Origin of the sequence: Devosia sp. Root105 (assembly GCF_001424865.1) — a bacterium.
Taxonomy (GTDB): domain Bacteria; phylum Pseudomonadota; class Alphaproteobacteria; order Rhizobiales; family Devosiaceae; genus Devosia_A.
Map to the genome: position 1 here is coordinate 66,870 of NZ_LMCR01000003.1, position 16,210 is coordinate 83,079.

Consider the following 16,210-nt stretch of genomic DNA (forward strand, 5'->3'; position numbering starts at 1 on the left):
TCAGTCTTTCGGATTGTGTTCGGATAGTGCCACAGCACCCCCTCGCCCCTCTGGGGAGGCAATGAGGTCGGATCCTTTGGCTATTTCATCGAGCCACACTTGCGCCTGGCGTGGTTCGCCAAAGGCGTTGCCTGCGTGTGCAGCCCGGCGCAGTTCGCGTAAGCGAACCAGTTCCGGCAGTTCAGTATAGCCGAGGCTCACTCGTGCTTGGGCGACCTGTTCTCCCAGATCGTCCACCCTTGCGACTGATTCCGGCAAATAGCGCGTCTCGAGATGCGCTGGGAGGAGGCCCTTGTTCCGCTCGAACAGGCCCCACCGCCCGCCTGCGCATTCCTTCAGCGCCTCAACCAGAGCATCGCGGAAGTCCCTCTCGAGGGACTGCCTTTGCTGCTCTAATTTTCCGAGACGCTGCGCTTTCACGTGGGCTCTATTTCTGGCTCGGGAAGCTGAACTCGGCGCCGCTCTTGATCCCGGCCGGCCAGCGTGTGGTGACCGTCTTGAGCCGGGTGTAGAAGTGCACGCCTTCCGGCCCGTAGATGCCGTGGTCACCGAAGATCGAGCGCTTCCAGCCGCCAAACGAGTGGTAGGCCACCGGCACCGGGATCGGCACGTTGATGCCGACCATGCCCACTTCGATCTTGTCGGCGAAGTCGCGTGCCGCGTCGCCGTCGCGGGTGAAGATCGCCGTGCCGTTGGCATATTCGTGCCCGTGGATCAGGTCGACCGCATCCTGGTAGCTCTGCGCCCTGACCACCGACAGCACCGGCCCGAAAATCTCCTCGCGGTAGATCTTCATGTCGGGCTTCACATGGTCGAACAGCGTGCCGCCGACGAAGAAGCCGTTCTCATAGCCCTGCAGCTTGAAGCCGCGGCCATCGACCACCAACTCCGCCCCGGCTTCGACGCCGGCATCGATATAGCCGACGATCTTGTCGCGCTGCGCCTGCGAGACGATCGGACCCATCTGCGCGTCCTTGTCGGTCGCGGGGCCGATCTTAAGCGCTTCGACCCGCGGCTTCAGCCGTGCGATCAGCGCGTCTGCCGTCTTGTCGCCCACCGGCACCGCCACCGAGATCGCCATGCAGCGCTCGCCGGCCGAGCCGTAACCGGCGCCCATCAGCGCGTCGGCCGCCTGGTCCATGTCGGCATCGGGCAACACGATCATGTGGTTCTTGGCGCCGCCCAGCGCCTGCACGCGTTTGCCGGCCTGGGTGCCGCGCCGATAGACGTATTCGGCGATCGGCGTCGAGCCGACAAAGCTCACCGCCTTGATGTCGGGGTGGTCGAGAATGGTATCGACCGCTTCCTTGTCGCCATGGACGACGTTCAGCACGCCGTCGGGCAGCCCGGCATCCATCAGCAGCTGCCAGGCGAACATCGGCGCGCTCGGATCGCGTTCCGACGGCTTCAAAACGAAGGTGTTGCCGCAGGCGATGGCCAGCGGATACATCCACATCGGCACCATGGCCGGGAAGTTGAACGGCGTGATGCCGGCGACCACGCCCAGGGGCTGCCGGTCGGAATAGCTGTCGATGTTCGGCCCGACATTGCGGCTGAACTCGCCCTTCAAGAGCTGCGGCACGCCGCAGGCGAAATCGACGCAGTCGATGCCGCGGGCCAGCTCACCCAGCGCGTCGTCATGCACCTTGCCGTGCTCGCGGCTGATCAGCTCGGCCAGCTCGTCAGCGTGCTTTTCCAGCAGCTCCTTGAACTTGAACATCACCCGCGCCCGCTTCATCGGCGTGGTCGCGGCCCAGCCGGGCAGGGCCTTCCTGGCGGCGGCGACAGCGGCATTCACTTCGTCGACGCTCGACAGCGGCAGCGTTGCGGTGGCCTCGCCGGTGGCCGGGTTGAACACCGGCTGAGTGCGCGGGCTCGTCGAGGTGACCAGCTTGCCGCCGATCGCATTCTGTATCGTCTGCATCACAGACCTCCGCTCGTTGGGTGTAGAACGTTCGTTCTATCGGGTGCGATATAGAACAATCGTTCCATTCTACTCAAGCGTCTTCAGGATGCTGCCCAAGGTGCCGATCAGCTCGTCGATCTGCGCCTTGGAGATGATCAGCGGTGGGCTCATCGCGATGATGTCGCCGGTGGTGCGGATCAGGATGCCGGTCTCGAAGGCTTTGACGAAGGCCGAGAAGGCCCGCTTGGTCGGCTGGCCGGCAATCGGCTCGAGCTCGATCGCGCCGATCAGCCCCAGGTTGCGGATGTCGATGACGTGCGGCAGCCCCTTGAGCGAGTGCAGCGCATCGGCCCAGTAGGGCGCCAGCTCCGCGCCGCGGGTCAACAAGCCTTCGTCCTTGTAGGTCTCGAGCGTCGCGAGGCCCGCCGCCGAAGCGATCGGGTTGCCCGAATAGGTGTAGCCATGCATGAACTCGATGACGTGCTCGGGTCCCTGCATGAACGCATCGTGGATCTCGGAGCTCACCAGCACCGCGCCCATCGGGATGACGCCGTTGGTCAGGCCCTTGGCCGTCACCAGGATATCCGGTGTCACGCCGAAATAGTCCGCCGCGAACGGTGTGCCGAGGCGGCCGAAACCGGTGATCACTTCGTCGAAGATCAGCAGGATGCCGTGCTTTTTGGTGATCTCGCGCAGTTTCTGCAGATAGCCCTTGGGCGGGATCAGCACGCCGGTCGAGCCGGCCACCGGCTCGACGATGACAGCTGCGATGGTCGAAGCGTCATGCAGCGTGACGATGCGCTCGAGCTCGGACGCGAGGTCCTCGCCGCCCCCTTCGCGCTCGCCGCGGGTGAACTGGTTCTTGCCCGGCGTATGGGTGTGCGGCATGTGGTCGACGCCGGTCAGGAGCGTGCCGAACATCTTCCTATTGGTGACGATGCCGCCCACCGAGATGCCGCCGAAATTCACTCCGTGATAGCCGCGCTCGCGCCCGATCAGCCGGAACCGTCCGGCATCGCCTTTGACCTTGTGATAGGCCAGCGCCACCTTCAGCGCCGTCTCGACCGATTCCGAACCGGAATTGGTGTAGAGCACATGGTCGAGCCCCTCAGGCGCGATCGATACCAGCGCGTTGGCCAGCTCGAACGCCTTGGGATGGCCCATCTGAAAGGCCGGTGCGTAGTCGAGCTCGGCCGCCTGCTCCTGGATCGCCTCGACGATCTTGGGGCGGCAATGGCCGGCATTGACGCACCACAGGCCCGCCGTGCCATCGAGCACTTTGCGTCCGTCGGAAGTCGTATAGTGCATGTCCTTGGCGCCGACGAACATGCGGGGCGCCTTCTTGAACTGTCGGTTCGCCGTGAACGGCATCCAGAACGCGCTCAGATCGTTCGGCGTGACATTGCGACGGTCGGACACCTTGGACTCCCCCGGAGGCTATTTGTTGAGTTCTGAGGTCAAGTATATTTGGCGCTTGACCTTTGGATGTGTTATCCAGAAATTTGACCAGTTGGAAAAAACGTTATCACTCCCATGCCGCCGATCAAGGTGAAAATGCTGGAGACCGAGGGCGGCAAAGGGGGCGCAAAGGCAGCGCCATCGAAGCGTCCAAGGGCGCAGACGCGCATCCAGCGCGAGAAGCAGGAAGTCATCCTCGAGGCGGCGCTCGATGTGTTCAGTCGCGAGGGATTCCGCGGCGCTACCATCGACCAGATCGCCGAAGCGGCGGGGATGAGTAAGCCCAACCTGCTCTACTATTTCCCGCGCAAGGAGGAGATCTACCAGCGCCTGCTCGCCGAGATGCTCGATATCTGGCTGGCCCCGCTGCGCGAGATCGATTCGGTCGGCGACCCGGTCCCCGAGCTCCGCTCCTACCTTCGCCGCAAGCTCGAGATGAGCCGCGACTATCCGCGCCAGAGCCGGCTCTTCGCCAACGAGATGCTGCAGGGCGCCCCGCGGGTGCTCGAAATGCTGGAGACCGATCTCAAGGCGCTGGTCGACGACAAGGCCAAGGTGATCGAAGGCTGGATGGATGCCGGCAAGATCGTCCGCACCGATCCCTACCACCTGATCTTTTCGATCTGGGCCACCACCCAGCACTATGCCGATTTCGACGTGCAGGTCCGCGCCGTGCTCGGCAAGGACCGCGGCGGCGAAGGCCGCTTCGAGGACGCCGCCCGCTTCCTCGAGAACCTGTATCTGCACGGGTTGTTGCCCAAGCAGTGAGCGGTTCCGGGACCAGCCGCACCGACCGCCTGATCTTTGCCGTGGTTCAGCTACTCTGCCTGCTGCTCTACCGCAGTCTGAGGCGCGAGTTCCGGCGTCGCCGCGGGCGGCTGCCCAATCTTGCCCAACCCACCGAGCACACCGACCTGGTGCAGTGGCGGAAGATCTTCGACCACGACCCGCGCTTTACCCTGTTCTCTGACAAGCTTGCGACCAAGTACTGGGCCGCCGAACACTTCCCGGATATCCGCGTGGCGATGCCGATCTGGGTCGGCACGACGCCGGAGGAACTGCCTGATGCGCTCGTCGTTCCCGGTAATGTCGTCAAGGCCAGTCACGGCTTCCGGATGAACCATTTCCCCGAGCGCACGCCGCTGCCGCGCACCGAGCTCAATGCACTGCTGCACAGCTGGCTGCAGCGCTCGCACTACATTCAGGACCAATGGGCTTATCGCGACATTCCGCGCCGGCTCTTCGTCGAGCCGCGCATCGGCAACGGAGCAGGTCTCGTCGAATACACCTTCCGCAGCCACGATGGCGTGGTCTCCGCCGGCTTCGTCTCGCTTGACCAGCATGCCGATAGCGAACGGCAGGCGCATTTCGATGGCGCCGGACGGCGCCTGCCGAACAAGCTCGGTGTGCCCGATACCATGCACCTACCCGCCGACTACGTCCTGCCGCCCAGCTACTTCGAGGCCATGGGGCTGGCGCAGCGGTTGAGCCGCGGCATCGACCATGTTCGGGTCGATTTCCTCGTCGACGGCGCGGACATCTATCTGGGCGAAATGACCGTTTATCCCAGCGCCGGCTACGGTCGCGAACGCGAGGCGTCCAACGCACCGCTGATCGAGCGGGCCTGGTTCGAGGCCTTCCACAACTGCTGGTTCCTCAGTCACCCCCAGCCTTGGCCGCTCTCGCTCTATCAGGGCGCCTTCCGCCGCTGGGTAGTGGAGCACCGGCGCGTGCTCAGTGCCGCTCCTTCAGCAGCGCCAGCACCACCAGCCCCAGTACGGTGATCGCCGCGCCGGCGGCGACGCTGAGGCTGGCCCAGCCATGCCCGGCCAGCCCCTCGAACACGATGACGAAGGCCGGCACCAGGTAGCCATAGGCAATGACCTTGGCCGCCGGCAGCCGGGCCGAGGCGAACTGGATCAGGAAGAAGCACACCGCCGTCGGGCCGATGGCGAGGTAGAGCACCACCCACCAGACCAGCGCCGGCAGGTGCGCCCAGTCGGTGGCGAGGATTTCGGGCAGGCCGTAAAGGACGATCCAGGCCGCTGTCGCCACCATGGTCCAGAAGCTCAGCACCAGCGCCGACTCGCCTCGGTTGAAGCGGCGCAGCAGCGGCGTGTAGATCGCGTAGGCGATGCAGCCGACGAAATAGATCAGCTCGCCCTGGCCGATATCGAAGCGCAGGAGCGCGTCGATATCGCCGCGGAAGATCACCCAGATCGCCCCGAGCCCGGCCAGCAGCAGGCTGACCAGTACCGCGAGCCCCGAGCGCTGCCCGACGATGAAATACGCCGTCACCGCTGTCATCAGCGGCACCAGCGTATAGACGGCGCTGGTCGCCACCGGCTGCGTCATGGTCAGCGCGATGAACATGGTGACGAAATAGACCGCAGTCAGGAAGCCGTTGATGCCGAAGCGCCAGGGCGCCGGCGGGAAGGCGAATGTCTGCCGCGCCACTCCGAAGGCGAACGCTCCCATCAGCATCGCCGCGAGGACGAAGCGCAGGGCGTTGAGCGGCACGGCGTGGATATAGGGCACGGTCAGTGCCCCGAAGGTGAACGAGCCGGCGATCAGCGCCGCGAACAGCAGCATGGCGAGATGCGACAGCACTCGCTGCCGCTTCGCGTCCGTGCTCTCGATGCTGGTGCCGGCAACGCTCACGGGTGGCTAGAGCGCGTAGGCGATGACGAGCAGGAAAGCGCCGCTGAGCCCGCTGTTCATGATGAACGACTGCACATGCGGCTTCTGCTCCTCGCCCGAAAATTCCCAGAACGGGTGGAACAGCAGGGTGGCGAGGGCCAGGAAAACAATCAACGCCAGCCCGCCGAGCACGCCGGCAACCGGCACAAATGGCGCCAGCACCGTCAAGGCGCCGCCGACGATCTGCAGGCCCACGCCGAAGGTCGCGGCCGCCTGCGGCTGCGCCACCTTCCTGCCGGCGAGGAAACTCGCAAGGCCCGGAATGCCCTTGATGTTGCGGATGCCGAAAACCACGAAAGCGCCGCCCAGCAGGAGGTGGGCGAGAACGAACAAAGTCGAGAACATGCGTGAAGCTCCTCGGATGTGTGCATAGCGCTTTCAGGAAAGGTTGCGAGACTTTTCCGCTCTGAAAGCGCGACCAATCAAAAAATCGGAGCACTTCGCCGCTTCGCCGAAGCGGTGAGGTGCTCTGGTTACAGAACAACGACGCACGAGGCAGGCCGGAATCGACACCGGCCCACCACAATTGTGCGGGGATCAGGCGGCAACCGTCTCCGGCGCGACGGCGTGCAGCGTCCTGAGCCCCACGGTGACGCGGTTCCACACGTTGATGGTGCTGATCGCCACGGTGATGTTGGCGATCTGCTCCTCGGTGAAATGCGCCCTCAGCGGCTCGAACGCCTCGTCCGGCGCACGTGTGTTCGCCAGGAGGGTCAGCGCCTCGGTCCAGGCCAGCACGGCGCGCTCGGCGTCGCTGTAGACCGGCGACTCGCGCCACACATTGACCAGGTTGATCCACTGGTCCGGCAGCCCGGTGTGCCGCGCTTCCCTGATGTGCATGTCGACGCAGTAGGCGCAGCCGTTGATGTGCGAGGCATAGAGCTTGATCAGGTGGATATAGCGGGCCTCGAGGCCGCTTTCCTTGACCACGAAACGGTCGAGCGCTGCTACGGCGCGGTAGGCGTCGGGCGCAACCTTGGTGATGTCGAGTCGAGCTCGCATGGCAAACAGTCCTTTTGCTTGGGGAAGGGGTTAGCTGGCGGCCGGGCGCCGCTCATGCCGTTCGCGGAAGGCGCAGCTGCGCCCTTCGATGGCGTTGCCGAGTTCGGTGTCCGGATTGTACGCCAGCTCGGCGATGCTGACCTTGCGCAGTTCATCGCGATAGGCGCGTTCCGCCTTCAGCATCGCGGCGCTCACGCCGCATGGCTTGGCGAAGAATTTCTGCGGCAGGGGATCTGGCCCTCGTTGCCGGATTTCGCTGCAGCGAAACGCCGGTCCGGCGCCTTCGAGCGCCAGCACCACGTCGAGCAGGGTGATCTTGTCCGCCGGCCGGCCGAGCCGGTAACCGCCGCGCGGTCCCGGCACCGAAGTGAGCAGGCCAGCTCCCGCCAGCGCCTGCAGGTGCTTGAGCAGGTAGCTGGTCGAAACACCGTGATACTCCGCCAGCGCTGCCGCCGGCATGGCGCCGTCCGGCTGCAACCCGCTCAGCATCAGCATGCAATGGATAGCCTGCTCCACCCCGTCGCCCAGCTTCATCGTCCGACTCCAATCATGGATACAATATATCCATGATTATTACGCAAGTCGAGTCCACCGATTGAGGTGGGTGAAAACTCAGGCAGCGGCGGAGATGATCGGGGAGTCGGCGAAAACGAAGGCGTGGCCGGGCAGGGCCTTGGCGCGGTAGAGCGCTGCGTCGGCAGCGGCCACCAGCCGGGCGCGGTCATCGCCGTGCTCGCTGCCCATGGCAATGCCGATGCTGGCGCCGATCTGGATCTGCGTCGCGCCCAGCCGCACCGGCTCGCTCAGCGCCACACCGATATCGGCTGCCAGCTCCGCCAGTTCCGCCCGCGATGTCGGCGGTGAGCGGAGAAAGGCAAACTCGTCGCCACCGATCCGCGCCACGCAGTCGCCGTCGCGCGCCAACCCTCTCAGCCGGTCTGCCACGATCCGCAGCAGGTCGTCGCCGGCGCCATGTCCAAAGCTGTCATTGACGTGCTTGAAGCCGTCGAGATCGAGATAGAGCAGCGCCGGGCCATCTGTCGTCTGCCCGAGCCGCTGGTCAAAGCCGAGCCGGTTGTGGAGGCCGGTCAGCGCATCCCGCGCCGCCAGGTCCTGCGCCGCGCGGCGCCGCGCCTCGAGCAGCCGCGCCAGCCGATAGAGCCGGTTCAGCACGATGCCGATGCCGCCGAGGAACAGCGCGCTGGCCAATAGCCGTATCGGCGCCAGGTGCTGCGCCAGTTCGGTGCCGATCCGCCGCGGCGTCCACATCAACTGGGTCTCGTATCCCGGAACCGCGATCGCCACCTCACCGGGCTGCATGCCGGCCGCCTCGCCGAAGCGCGCGCCCTTCAGCACAAAGTCCCGAGCCAGACGGGTCGCACCGGCTGCATCGGGCTGTCCGTCCTGCAGCACCACGGCAAGCGCCACTTGGGCGCGCTCGGTTTCAGCGCTGATCGCCGTTTCATTGATCGAAAGGACCGAATAGCCGGCGGCGATCACCACGCTTAGGCCGAGCAGCACGATGGCCACGATGCTGATGATCAAGAGGCGCCGCGGGTTAGGCAAGTCGAGGTCAGCCGCCATGGCAATAGCGTCGGCTCCAGCAGCCGAACCGACCGTGCCTGCACTACGCTGCGCCATTATCCCCTCCACGTCAGGGGGACGCTACGGCGCGGGAGTTTGCCAATCCCTTAGCGCCACCGCCTCTCGTCGGCGCATGGTTGAACAATGGTTACAGTGTCGGGCGTCGCCAATGGTGCGCCCCAACCGCCGGCCCCCACCTCCCATGGGGGGCAAGCGCAGCTTGGCAGCTCTCCTGCCTAGCGCAGCTCGGACGGGGTGGGCCCCACGCTCGGTGCGCGCCTATTCCGCCGGCTCAACCGACTTCCGCATCGGGTTGTTCGGGTGCGTCGTCCAGTTGGCGTAGGTCGGCTCCACCACCTTCTTGGTGCGCTCATCGAGCATGCCCGGCTCCAGCTGGATCATGGTGATGCAGTCTTCCACCGGGCAGACATTGACGCAGAGGTTACAGCCGACGCACTCGTCGTCCATCACCTCGAAGTGGCGCTTGCCGTCCTTCTCCTTGGTGATCGCCTGGTGCGAGGTGTCTTCGCAGGCGATGTGGCAACGGCCGCAGCTGATGCACTTGTCCTGGTCGATATGCGCCTTGGTGATGTAGTTGAGATTGAGGAACTGCCAGTCGGTGACGTTGCGGGTGGCGCGGCCGGTGAAATCCTCAAGCGTTGCGTGGCCCTTCTCGTCCATCCAGTTCTGCAGCCCGGAAATCATCTCTTCGACGATCTTGAAGCCATAGACCATGGCGGCGGTGCAGACCTGCACATTGCCGGCGCCCAGCGCCATGAACTCTGCCGCGTCGCGCCAGGTCGTGACCCCGCCAATGCCCGAGATCGGCAGGCCGTAGGTCTCGGGATCGCGGGCGATGTCGGCCACCATATGCAGCGCGATGGGCTTGGCCGCCGGGCCGCAATAGCCGCCATGCGTGCCCTTGCCGTCGATCGTCGGCATTGGCGCAAAGTTGTCGAGGTCGACGCCGGTGATCGAGTTGATGGTGTTGATCAGCGATACCGCATCGGTGCCGCCACTCTTCGCCGCGCGCGCCGGACGGCGCACATCGGTGACATTCGGCGTCAGCTTGGTGATCACAGGCATACGCGTATGCGCTTTGCACCAGCGCACGATCATCTCGATGTACTCGGGCACCTGGCCGACCGCGGCACCCATGCCGCGCTCACTCATGCCGTGCGGGCAGCCGAAATTAAGCTCGACACCGTCGGCCTCGGTCTCCTCGACCACGGCGAGGATGGACTTCCAGCTTTCCTCGGCGAGCGGCACCATGAGCGAGACGACCACGGCGCGATCCGGCCAGTTCTTCTTGACCTGTTTGATCTCCTGCAGGTTCTTCTGCAGGTCGCGGTCGGTGATCAGCTCGATATTGTTGAAGCCGAGCAGCCGCCGGTCGGCGCCCCAGATCGCGCCGTAGCGCGGTCCGTTGACGTTGACCACTGGCGGGCCTTCCTCGCCCAGCGTCTTCCACACCACGCCGCCCCAGCCCGCCTTGAAGGCGCGCTCGACATTGTACGCCTTGTCGGTCGGCGGCGCCGACGCCAGCCAGAACGGGTTGGGCGATTTGATCCCGACGAAATTGTTGCGGATGTCGGCCATGGCGTCCCTCCTCAGTTTCCAGCGAGATAGCGGTTGATGCTCTCGGCCGCGTCGCGCCCCTGCGCCACCGCGGTCACCGTCAGGTCGTCGCCGGCTGCGACGCAGTCGCCACCGGCCCAGACACCCGGCCGCGAGGTGCGGCCCTCGGCGTCGGTCTCGATGCGGCCGGCGATCAGCGCCAATCCAGCGGCCGTCTCGTCCTCGAGCGTCTGGCCGATGGCCTTGAACACCTGGTCGGCCGGCAGCGTCAGCGTGTGACCCATGCCGCTCAGGCGCCCGTCCTTGAGCTCGGTGTATTCGAGTTCGATCCCGGTCACCTTGCCGTTCTCGCTCAACACCCGCTTGGGCTGCAGCCAATGGCGGATGGTGACGCCCTTCGACGCCGCGAGATCCTGCTCGAAGCTCGAGGCGTTCATGTGCTCCTGCCCGCGGCGGTAGCAGATGGTCACTTCTTCGGCGCCGAGGAGCTTGGATTGCACGGCGGCATCGATCGCCGTCATGCCGCCGCCGATCACCACCACGCGGCGACCGACGGGGAGCTTGGAGAGATCGTCGCTCTGGCGCAGTTCGGCGATGAAATCGACCGCATCGGCAAGCCCGTGCGAGCCGTCCGTTTCGCCTTCGGCCCTGAGCGCATTGACACCGCCCAGCCCGACCCCGAGAAACACCGCGTCGTGGCGCTCCAGCAGGCCATCGAGCGACAGCTCGCGTCCCAGCGCCTGGCCCAGCTCGATCTCGATGCCGCCGATCGAGGTGACATAGTCGACCTCGGCCTGCGCGAAGCCGTCCGGCGTCTTGTACGAAGCGATGCCGTACTCGTTGAGCCCGCCCGCCTTGGGGCGCGCATCGTAGACCACCACGTCGTGGCCGTGCACGGCGAGCCGGTGCGCAGCGGCGAGCCCCGAGGGGCCGGCGCCGACCACGGCGATGGTCTTGCCGGTAGCGGGAGCGCGGGTGAAGAACTGCGCGTTCTCCTCCATCGCGATATCGGTGGCATAGCGCTGCAGCTGGCCGATCTTCACCGGCTTGCCTTCGGCCTCCATGCGCACGCAGGCGTCTTCGCACAGCTGCTCTGTGGGGCAGACGCGGGCGCACATGCCGCCCAGGATGTTCTGCTCGAAGATCGTCTCGGCCGCCCCCAGCGGGTTGTCCGTCGAGATCTCCCGGATGAACATCGGGATATCGATCTCGGTGGGGCAGGCGTTCATGCACGGCGCATCGAAACAGAAGTAGCAGCGATCGGCCTCGACGAAGGCCTCGTGCCGGTCGAGCGCCGGATGCAGGTCGGAAAAGTTGCGTGCGTACTGGCCGGGCTCGAGTCGCCCGGATGCGATGCCTTGTTTGAGCATTCCCCCGCTCATCGGCAGCTCCCTCTCTCCTTAGAGCCATTCCAGACTGAGGACGCTAACGCAGCTCCGAAATTTTATCAATTGGTCAAAAATAGGAATTTTGAGCTCACCCCGAAGCCTCCGCGCCAGCGGAAATTCCTGCGCAGCGGTTGGATCTGGTGGGCCGTTTGCCCGCCTTTCCGACCGAAATCGCGCCTTATTCTGTCTATCGGCAAGCCGCTTCGGGGGTGCTTTTGCGCTTGGTCGAGAAAAACTTCAGACCGCGGCATCCCTTCCGAGTCATTGGCTAAACCCGGGCAAGTTTCTGGAATCTCGCACAAAATCCTTACGACCCTCGGTAATGCTACTGATGCATTTCGGCAACGGTTGCACTTGGAAGGGCGGTGTTCATTTTCGGTTCATATTGTCGCCACACCGCCAAAGCCTTCTCCCGCCATCGTAAACAAGCGTGAGTAGTCCAAGGTTGAATAGGAAAATCGTTCTGGTCGCCGCAGCCCTCGTGACGGGCCTTATGACCTCAGTCACAGGCGCAATGGCAGATCAGTGCGGTGGGGCGTCCTGGTATGGACCAGGTTTCCACGGCAAGAAGACGGCCTCGGGCGAGCGGTTCAATGAGAATGCCATGACTGCCGCCCACAAGACGCTTCCCCTCGGCACGGTCGTGAAGGTCACGAACCAGCGGACGGGCAAGTCGATCAAGGTCACGATCAACGACCGCGGTCCTTTCGCCAAGGGCCGCATCATCGACCTCAGCAAGGCAGCCGCTGCCAGGCTCGGCACCAAGAATGCAGGTGTCGGCAAAGTGTGCGTCGCCAAGCTGTAAAAACCGAATGGCGCTCAGGACAGGGTTGAGACCTGTCCGCTTTGAGCGCGTGGCCAGTGGCCGATCGGTTCACAAGATCAGGGGTCGCCCGGGTGAGATGGGCGGCCCCTTTGCTTTGGCCTCAGGCTATCGCGCAGGGCCTGGCAACTGCGCCGGATTGCCCCGTCGGGCGAGAGCAGCAGCCAATCGGCGCGCGCCCAGACGAGGCAACAGAGGATCACGCTGGCCGAGAGCCAGTCGCCGGTAAAGCCGACCGCCGCCGAAAGGATCGCCGGCACCCGGCTGACCAGCACCAGATCCTTTGCAAGATCGCCGACGCTGGGCGACCAGCCGGCGAAGTTCAGCCGCACATTGCCGCCCCAGGCGCTTCCGAGTTTGCCCATGGCATGCAGCACCCCGGCGCTCAGCGCCAGCAGCGGGTTGCCCAGAACGAACAGCCCGAACGCCAGACAGATCGCGCCAGCAGTCGACCACAGGTCACCCTGCCGGTTCAGCGCCGCATTGGGTGGGGCGCCTCTGGCCCAGGCTCGGCTATAAACGATGCCGCCCCAGAAAAAGATCATTGTCGCCAGGCTCAGCGCCAGCGCTGCCTGGCTCCCTGCCAGGTGACGGATTACCTTGTCGAAGGTGTCGCCGCCGACCTGTGCGTCATGCAACCACACCGCGGCGATGAGGCCGGCGACAAATCCCAGCACATTGCCGCAGTTGTAGAGAAAGCCAGGTTCGTTCGCTCGGTGCAACGGGCCGGCAAATCGCGCTGCCATTCTCCGTCCTCCCCGGAGCCATGGTCGCGCGGCAACGTAATAACGCGCGCTACCGTAACTCCCCGCAACCGAGGTCTTTCCCTCGTCGATGCAGGAAAGTTAGCAGGCAGCGCGCCGAAGATTATTTGGCAACTATTTGCAGACAGCAGTTCTGGTCTGCTGTTCGGCCGCTTCATGCAAACGCTGAAACGACACTAGAGATCGTTTGCTGCGTTGAGTTCGCCGGTCGTCAGCCCGTCCCCCTCGGGGTCGAGCGGATGCGGCTCCGCCCCGATGATCGCCTCGATATCCACGGCCAGCTTGGTGAGATCGAGATCGGCAACCTTCTCCACTGGCTGCCGCTGCAGCGCGTGCTTGAGCGCCTCCTCGATCAGTTGGGTGCGCCGGGCTTCGTCAACCACCATTGCCATCGATCTTGATCCCTCCTTCGTCGACGCGGATCTCCAGCGCCGGCTTCTGCGATTCCTGATAGGCGATGTAGATGCCGAAGCCGACGGCGAGCGCCGCGAGCACGGCGATAACGGTGTAAAGCGAACTTCTGCTCATGCCGGTTCCTCTGACGCTGTTCAGAGGGGGCAACGCATTAACCCGGCCGCAGGTTCAATCGGCGATCGAGCGCAGCGCCCCGACGAATGAGGCGATCCCAGCGTCCAGCCCGGCCGAGTTGTCGATGATCTGAGGCACGATCCCCTCCGGCACCGGCGCGCCTTCGCGCTGCAGCCGGGCCTCGATGTCCTCGGCGCTTTCGCGGCCGCGCCCGGCGAGGCGCTTGGCCCGCACCTCCGGCCGCGCCGTCACCAACAGCACGTGGCAGCTGGGGTATTTTTCGATCGCCCGCTCGATCACCTTGCGCGAGGTGTTCACCACCACGATCCGTCCGGCCACCATTGCCGCGTCGATTGCCGCCGGTACGCCGTAGCAGAGCCCATGCGCTTCCCAATCCAGCGCATAGGCGCCGCGCAGCTTCTGTCGGCCGAACTCGTTGACGTCGACGCTGTCGTGATCCTCGAGCTCGACCATCGCGGTGCGGGTCACCACCCGGCGCGGGAAGCTGAAGCGCAGGTCGTCGGCGAGGGCCGCCTTGGCCGCGCCGATCAGCGTATCCTTGCCGGCGCCCGACGGTCCGACGACGAGGACGAGGGCGCCGTGGCTCATCAGCTGACCCGCTTGCCCTGCCGCCACACCGCGCGCACCACCGGCACCGGATCGGTCCGCCGCACCCGCACCAGGTCGGCGCGCTTGCCGACGGCAATCTCGCCGCGATCGTTGAGGTGCGCCGCCGCTGCCGGCCGCGAGGTCACCATGCCCACCGATTCCGGCAGCGTGATGCTGTCGGCCACTTCCGGCAGCAGGAACGCCGCGTAGATCAGCGAGAACGGCACATAGTCCGAGCTCAGCACATCCAGCACGCCGGCCCGCGCCAGCTCGGCCGCCGAGATATTGCCGTTATGCGATTTGCCGCGCACCACGTTGGGGGCGCCCATCAGCACCGCCATGCCGGCCTCGTGGCAGGCGCGCGCCGCCTCCATGGTGGTGGGGAACTCGGCAATCGCCATGCCGTCACGCACTGCCTCGTCGACATGCTCCACCGTCGCGTCGTCGTGGCTGGCGAAGGCCAGTCCGATCTCGCGGCCGCGTTTCAGGATCGCGGCGCGGTTCTTGTCGGCATAGAGCTCCCGCTCGGCCTGCCGGTCGGCGATGTACTGCGCCATCTCGGCGTCCGAGAGGCGGAGCTTCTTCTGGTAGTAGGCGATGTAGTGCTCGAGCGTGGTGTACTGGCGCGCCCCCGGCGTGTGGTCCATCAGCGAAGCGAGCCCAACGATCGGGTTGCTGCAATTGTCCTCGAAGTGCTGCGCCACGTCGGGCGTCGCCAGTTCGCACCTCAAATGAATGTGGTGATCGGCCCTGAGCCGGTCGCCGGCATCGGCCTCGGCCACCGCGTCGACCATGGCGCGCACATCGGCGGTGATGTCGCCCACTTCCGGGTCCGAACCGATCCGCACCGCGTCGAACACGGTGGTGATGCCGGCGCCGGCAACCTGCGCGTCATGGCTCTGCAGCGCCGCAATGGCGTTCCAGGTCACGCCCGGCCGTGGCCGGTAGTGGTTTTCGAAATGATCGGTATGGAGTTCGACGAGGCCCGGGATGACATAGTCGCCCTCCATGTCCTCACCGGCCCGCACCGAGCCGGTGTCGATCGCCGCGATGACTCCGTCGCGCACCAGCACCGAGCCGGTCACCACCTCGTCATTGAGAACGATACGAGCGTTAGCGAGCGCGAATTCGCTCATCGGCGGCCTCCCCAGTAAGAATGAAATCGCCGAGGCGCACGAACGGCGCCCCCGGCTCAGGCTCGTGGAACAGCACAAGCCTGTCCAGCATAGTTTCGGCTTCAGCGAGTGCTCCGAAATGCGCCGCGGCAGCGCGCGAATAGGCCTCGCGCTCATGCTCGGGCAGCCGGTCGGTCAAGGTCATGTGGAAGCGGAACTGCTCGAACACGTACGGGTAGCCGAAGCGGTCCATCAGTTCGATCTGCCGCTCGCTCAGGTGTCCGCCCTTGAGCCGCCGCTCACGCTCGGCCGCCGATGGCAGCGCGCGGAACGGTTCGAACACCTCGACCACCTCGGCTGCAAAGTCGGTGAGTTCGCGCGGCTGGTCTGCCGGGATCAGCGCCAGGAAGCCGTCGATCAGGTGAAGTTTCAGCCGGCCGATCGCCACCGGCTCCGCCTCGGCGGCGAAATCGGCCAGCCCGTCCTCGAGCTCGGCGCGCGACTTGCCGGCGGCCAGCGTCATCGGTGCCTTGAGCGTGGCGTGGAAGCCGTAGCGCCGGGCCGACACGCTCCGGTCGAACAGCGCGTCCCGCGCCGTGCCGGCGAGCGGACCGTCGATCGTTGCCCCGCTCAGCGGATCACGTCCCAGCCACTCGGCGGATTTCGCCCAGAGCGGCTCGGCCGCACCGGGGGCGTAGTAGATGGCAAAACGTTCGGGCATCGGGACTTCAGGCTCGGCAAGGGACGGGGCTGAC

General features: G+C 65.3%; 19 protein-coding genes. 3 read left to right on the top strand and 16 right to left on the bottom strand.

Annotation, left to right across the window (positions count from 1 at the left end; all coding sequences use genetic code 11):
* From ASC68_RS06435 to ASC68_RS06445, 3 genes are all read right to left on the bottom strand, one after another.
* Positions 1-420: a hypothetical protein gene (locus tag ASC68_RS06435; RefSeq protein ID WP_055876611.1), complete on the bottom strand. Its 420-nt coding sequence runs from the start codon at positions 418-420 to the stop codon at positions 1-3.
* 7 nt (positions 421-427) lie between these two features.
* Positions 428-1,924, bottom strand: a complete 1,497-nt coding sequence (locus ASC68_RS06440; RefSeq protein WP_055876614.1) for a CoA-acylating methylmalonate-semialdehyde dehydrogenase — start codon at positions 1,922-1,924, stop codon at positions 428-430.
* Between the two features lie 69 nt (positions 1,925-1,993).
* Positions 1,994-3,325, bottom strand: a complete 1,332-nt coding sequence (locus ASC68_RS06445) for an aspartate aminotransferase family protein (protein ID WP_055876616.1) — start codon at positions 3,323-3,325, stop codon at positions 1,994-1,996.
* A gap of 135 nt (positions 3,326-3,460) precedes the next feature.
* On the opposite strand from ASC68_RS06445, the gene ASC68_RS06450 reads away from it, so the two are divergent.
* Both ASC68_RS06450 and ASC68_RS06455 read left to right on the top strand, forming a co-directional pair.
* The gene (locus ASC68_RS06450; RefSeq protein WP_055876812.1) at positions 3,461-4,132 is read left to right on the top strand and encodes a TetR family transcriptional regulator C-terminal domain-containing protein; all 672 of its coding nucleotides are present in this window, start codon (positions 3,461-3,463) and stop codon (positions 4,130-4,132) included.
* On the top strand, positions 4,129-5,148 hold the full coding sequence (locus tag ASC68_RS06455) for an ATP-grasp fold amidoligase family protein (RefSeq protein WP_055876619.1): 1,020 nt from the start codon (positions 4,129-4,131) through the stop codon (positions 5,146-5,148). Before ASC68_RS06450 ends, ASC68_RS06455 begins: the two co-directional genes overlap by 4 nt.
* On the opposite strand, the gene ASC68_RS06460 is transcribed toward ASC68_RS06455, so the two are convergent.
* From ASC68_RS06460 to ASC68_RS06490, 7 genes are all read right to left on the bottom strand, one after another.
* Positions 5,099-6,025: a DMT family transporter gene (locus ASC68_RS06460; protein ID WP_248310499.1), complete on the bottom strand. Its 927-nt coding sequence runs from the start codon at positions 6,023-6,025 to the stop codon at positions 5,099-5,101. The genes ASC68_RS06455 and ASC68_RS06460 overlap by 50 nt on opposite strands.
* A 6-nt stretch (positions 6,026-6,031) precedes the next feature.
* Positions 6,032-6,409, bottom strand: coding sequence for a hypothetical protein (locus ASC68_RS06465; protein WP_055876622.1), 378 nt, complete (start codon positions 6,407-6,409; stop codon positions 6,032-6,034).
* 192 nt (positions 6,410-6,601) lie between these two features.
* A complete protein-coding gene (locus ASC68_RS06470; protein ID WP_055876626.1) occupies positions 6,602-7,066 on the bottom strand; it encodes a carboxymuconolactone decarboxylase family protein in 465 nt (154 codons plus the stop codon).
* Positions 7,067-7,096: 30 nt separating this feature from the next.
* Positions 7,097-7,600 carry an Rrf2 family transcriptional regulator gene (locus ASC68_RS06475; RefSeq protein ID WP_055876628.1) on the bottom strand — a complete coding sequence of 168 codons (504 nt, stop codon included), beginning with the start codon at positions 7,598-7,600 and terminating at the stop codon, positions 7,097-7,099.
* A gap of 78 nt (positions 7,601-7,678) precedes the next feature.
* Positions 7,679-8,707 carry a GGDEF domain-containing protein gene (locus ASC68_RS06480; protein WP_082527962.1) on the bottom strand — a complete coding sequence of 343 codons (1,029 nt, stop codon included), beginning with the start codon at positions 8,705-8,707 and terminating at the stop codon, positions 7,679-7,681.
* A 222-nt stretch (positions 8,708-8,929) separates the two neighbouring features.
* A complete protein-coding gene (gene preA / locus ASC68_RS06485) occupies positions 8,930-10,249 on the bottom strand; it encodes an NAD-dependent dihydropyrimidine dehydrogenase subunit PreA (RefSeq protein WP_055876635.1) in 1,320 nt (439 codons plus the stop codon).
* A gap of 11 nt (positions 10,250-10,260) precedes the next feature.
* A complete protein-coding gene (locus tag ASC68_RS06490; protein ID WP_055876637.1) occupies positions 10,261-11,610 on the bottom strand; it encodes an NAD(P)-dependent oxidoreductase in 1,350 nt (449 codons plus the stop codon).
* Between the two features lie 499 nt (positions 11,611-12,109).
* Here ASC68_RS06490 and ASC68_RS06495 point away from each other — a divergent pair, with 499 nt between their 5' ends.
* Entirely contained in the window at positions 12,110-12,421 is a 312-nt protein-coding gene (locus tag ASC68_RS06495) for a septal ring lytic transglycosylase RlpA family protein (RefSeq protein WP_082527963.1), read from the top strand.
* 77 nt (positions 12,422-12,498) lie between these two features.
* Here the strand turns inward: ASC68_RS06495 and ASC68_RS06500 are convergent, their stop codons facing one another.
* The 6 genes from ASC68_RS06500 to ASC68_RS06520 form a co-directional block, all read right to left on the bottom strand.
* Entirely contained in the window at positions 12,499-13,185 is a 687-nt protein-coding gene (locus ASC68_RS06500; RefSeq protein WP_055876642.1) for a hypothetical protein, read from the bottom strand.
* 194 nt (positions 13,186-13,379) lie between these two features.
* On the bottom strand, positions 13,380-13,595 hold the full coding sequence (locus ASC68_RS06505; protein WP_156384622.1) for a hypothetical protein: 216 nt from the start codon (positions 13,593-13,595) through the stop codon (positions 13,380-13,382).
* Complete coding sequence (locus ASC68_RS28930; protein ID WP_197421105.1) at positions 13,579-13,731, bottom strand: hypothetical protein; 153 nt, start codon at positions 13,729-13,731, stop codon at positions 13,579-13,581. The genes ASC68_RS06505 and ASC68_RS28930 overlap by 17 nt, the downstream gene beginning before the upstream one ends.
* A gap of 54 nt (positions 13,732-13,785) precedes the next feature.
* Positions 13,786-14,340, bottom strand: a complete 555-nt coding sequence (phnN, locus tag ASC68_RS06510) for a phosphonate metabolism protein/1,5-bisphosphokinase (PRPP-forming) PhnN (protein WP_055876646.1) — start codon at positions 14,338-14,340, stop codon at positions 13,786-13,788.
* A complete protein-coding gene (locus tag ASC68_RS06515; protein ID WP_055876649.1) occupies positions 14,340-15,476 on the bottom strand; it encodes an alpha-D-ribose 1-methylphosphonate 5-triphosphate diphosphatase in 1,137 nt (378 codons plus the stop codon). Before ASC68_RS06515 ends, phnN begins: the two co-directional genes overlap by 1 nt.
* Positions 15,454-16,176, bottom strand: a complete 723-nt coding sequence (locus ASC68_RS06520) for a DUF1045 domain-containing protein (RefSeq protein ID WP_055876650.1) — start codon at positions 16,174-16,176, stop codon at positions 15,454-15,456. The genes ASC68_RS06515 and ASC68_RS06520 overlap by 23 nt, the downstream gene beginning before the upstream one ends.
* Between the last annotated feature and the right edge of the window lie 34 nt (positions 16,177-16,210).

What these genes read in the sequence shown, in the direction of transcription:
- ASC68_RS06515 (WP_055876649.1), bottom strand. Translation starts at nt 15,476, where the DNA reads ATGAGCGAATTCGCGCTCGCTAACGCTCGTATCGTTCTCAATGACGAG.
- ASC68_RS06475 (WP_055876628.1), bottom strand. Translation starts at nt 7,600, where the DNA reads ATGAAGCTGGGCGACGGGGTGGAGCAGGCTATCCATTGCATGCTGATG.
- phnN (WP_055876646.1), bottom strand. Translation starts at nt 14,340, where the DNA reads ATGAGCCACGGCGCCCTCGTCCTCGTCGTCGGACCGTCGGGCGCCGGC.
- ASC68_RS06465 (WP_055876622.1), bottom strand. Translation starts at nt 6,409, where the DNA reads ATGTTCTCGACTTTGTTCGTTCTCGCCCACCTCCTGCTGGGCGGCGCT.
- ASC68_RS06495 (WP_082527963.1), top strand. Translation starts at nt 12,110, where the DNA reads ATGACCTCAGTCACAGGCGCAATGGCAGATCAGTGCGGTGGGGCGTCC.
- ASC68_RS06505 (WP_156384622.1), bottom strand. Translation starts at nt 13,595, where the DNA reads ATGGCAATGGTGGTTGACGAAGCCCGGCGCACCCAACTGATCGAGGAG.
- ASC68_RS06440 (WP_055876614.1), bottom strand. Translation starts at nt 1,924, where the DNA reads ATGCAGACGATACAGAATGCGATCGGCGGCAAGCTGGTCACCTCGACG.
- ASC68_RS06520 (WP_055876650.1), bottom strand. Translation starts at nt 16,176, where the DNA reads ATGCCCGAACGTTTTGCCATCTACTACGCCCCCGGTGCGGCCGAGCCG.
- ASC68_RS28930 (WP_197421105.1), bottom strand. Translation starts at nt 13,731, where the DNA reads ATGAGCAGAAGTTCGCTTTACACCGTTATCGCCGTGCTCGCGGCGCTC.
- preA (WP_055876635.1), bottom strand. Translation starts at nt 10,249, where the DNA reads ATGGCCGACATCCGCAACAATTTCGTCGGGATCAAATCGCCCAACCCG.
- ASC68_RS06450 (WP_055876812.1), top strand. Translation starts at nt 3,461, where the DNA reads ATGCTGGAGACCGAGGGCGGCAAAGGGGGCGCAAAGGCAGCGCCATCG.
- ASC68_RS06470 (WP_055876626.1), bottom strand. Translation starts at nt 7,066, where the DNA reads ATGCGAGCTCGACTCGACATCACCAAGGTTGCGCCCGACGCCTACCGC.
- ASC68_RS06500 (WP_055876642.1), bottom strand. Translation starts at nt 13,185, where the DNA reads ATGGCAGCGCGATTTGCCGGCCCGTTGCACCGAGCGAACGAACCTGGC.
- ASC68_RS06480 (WP_082527962.1), bottom strand. Translation starts at nt 8,707, where the DNA reads ATGGCGCAGCGTAGTGCAGGCACGGTCGGTTCGGCTGCTGGAGCCGAC.
- ASC68_RS06490 (WP_055876637.1), bottom strand. Translation starts at nt 11,610, where the DNA reads ATGAGCGGGGGAATGCTCAAACAAGGCATCGCATCCGGGCGACTCGAG.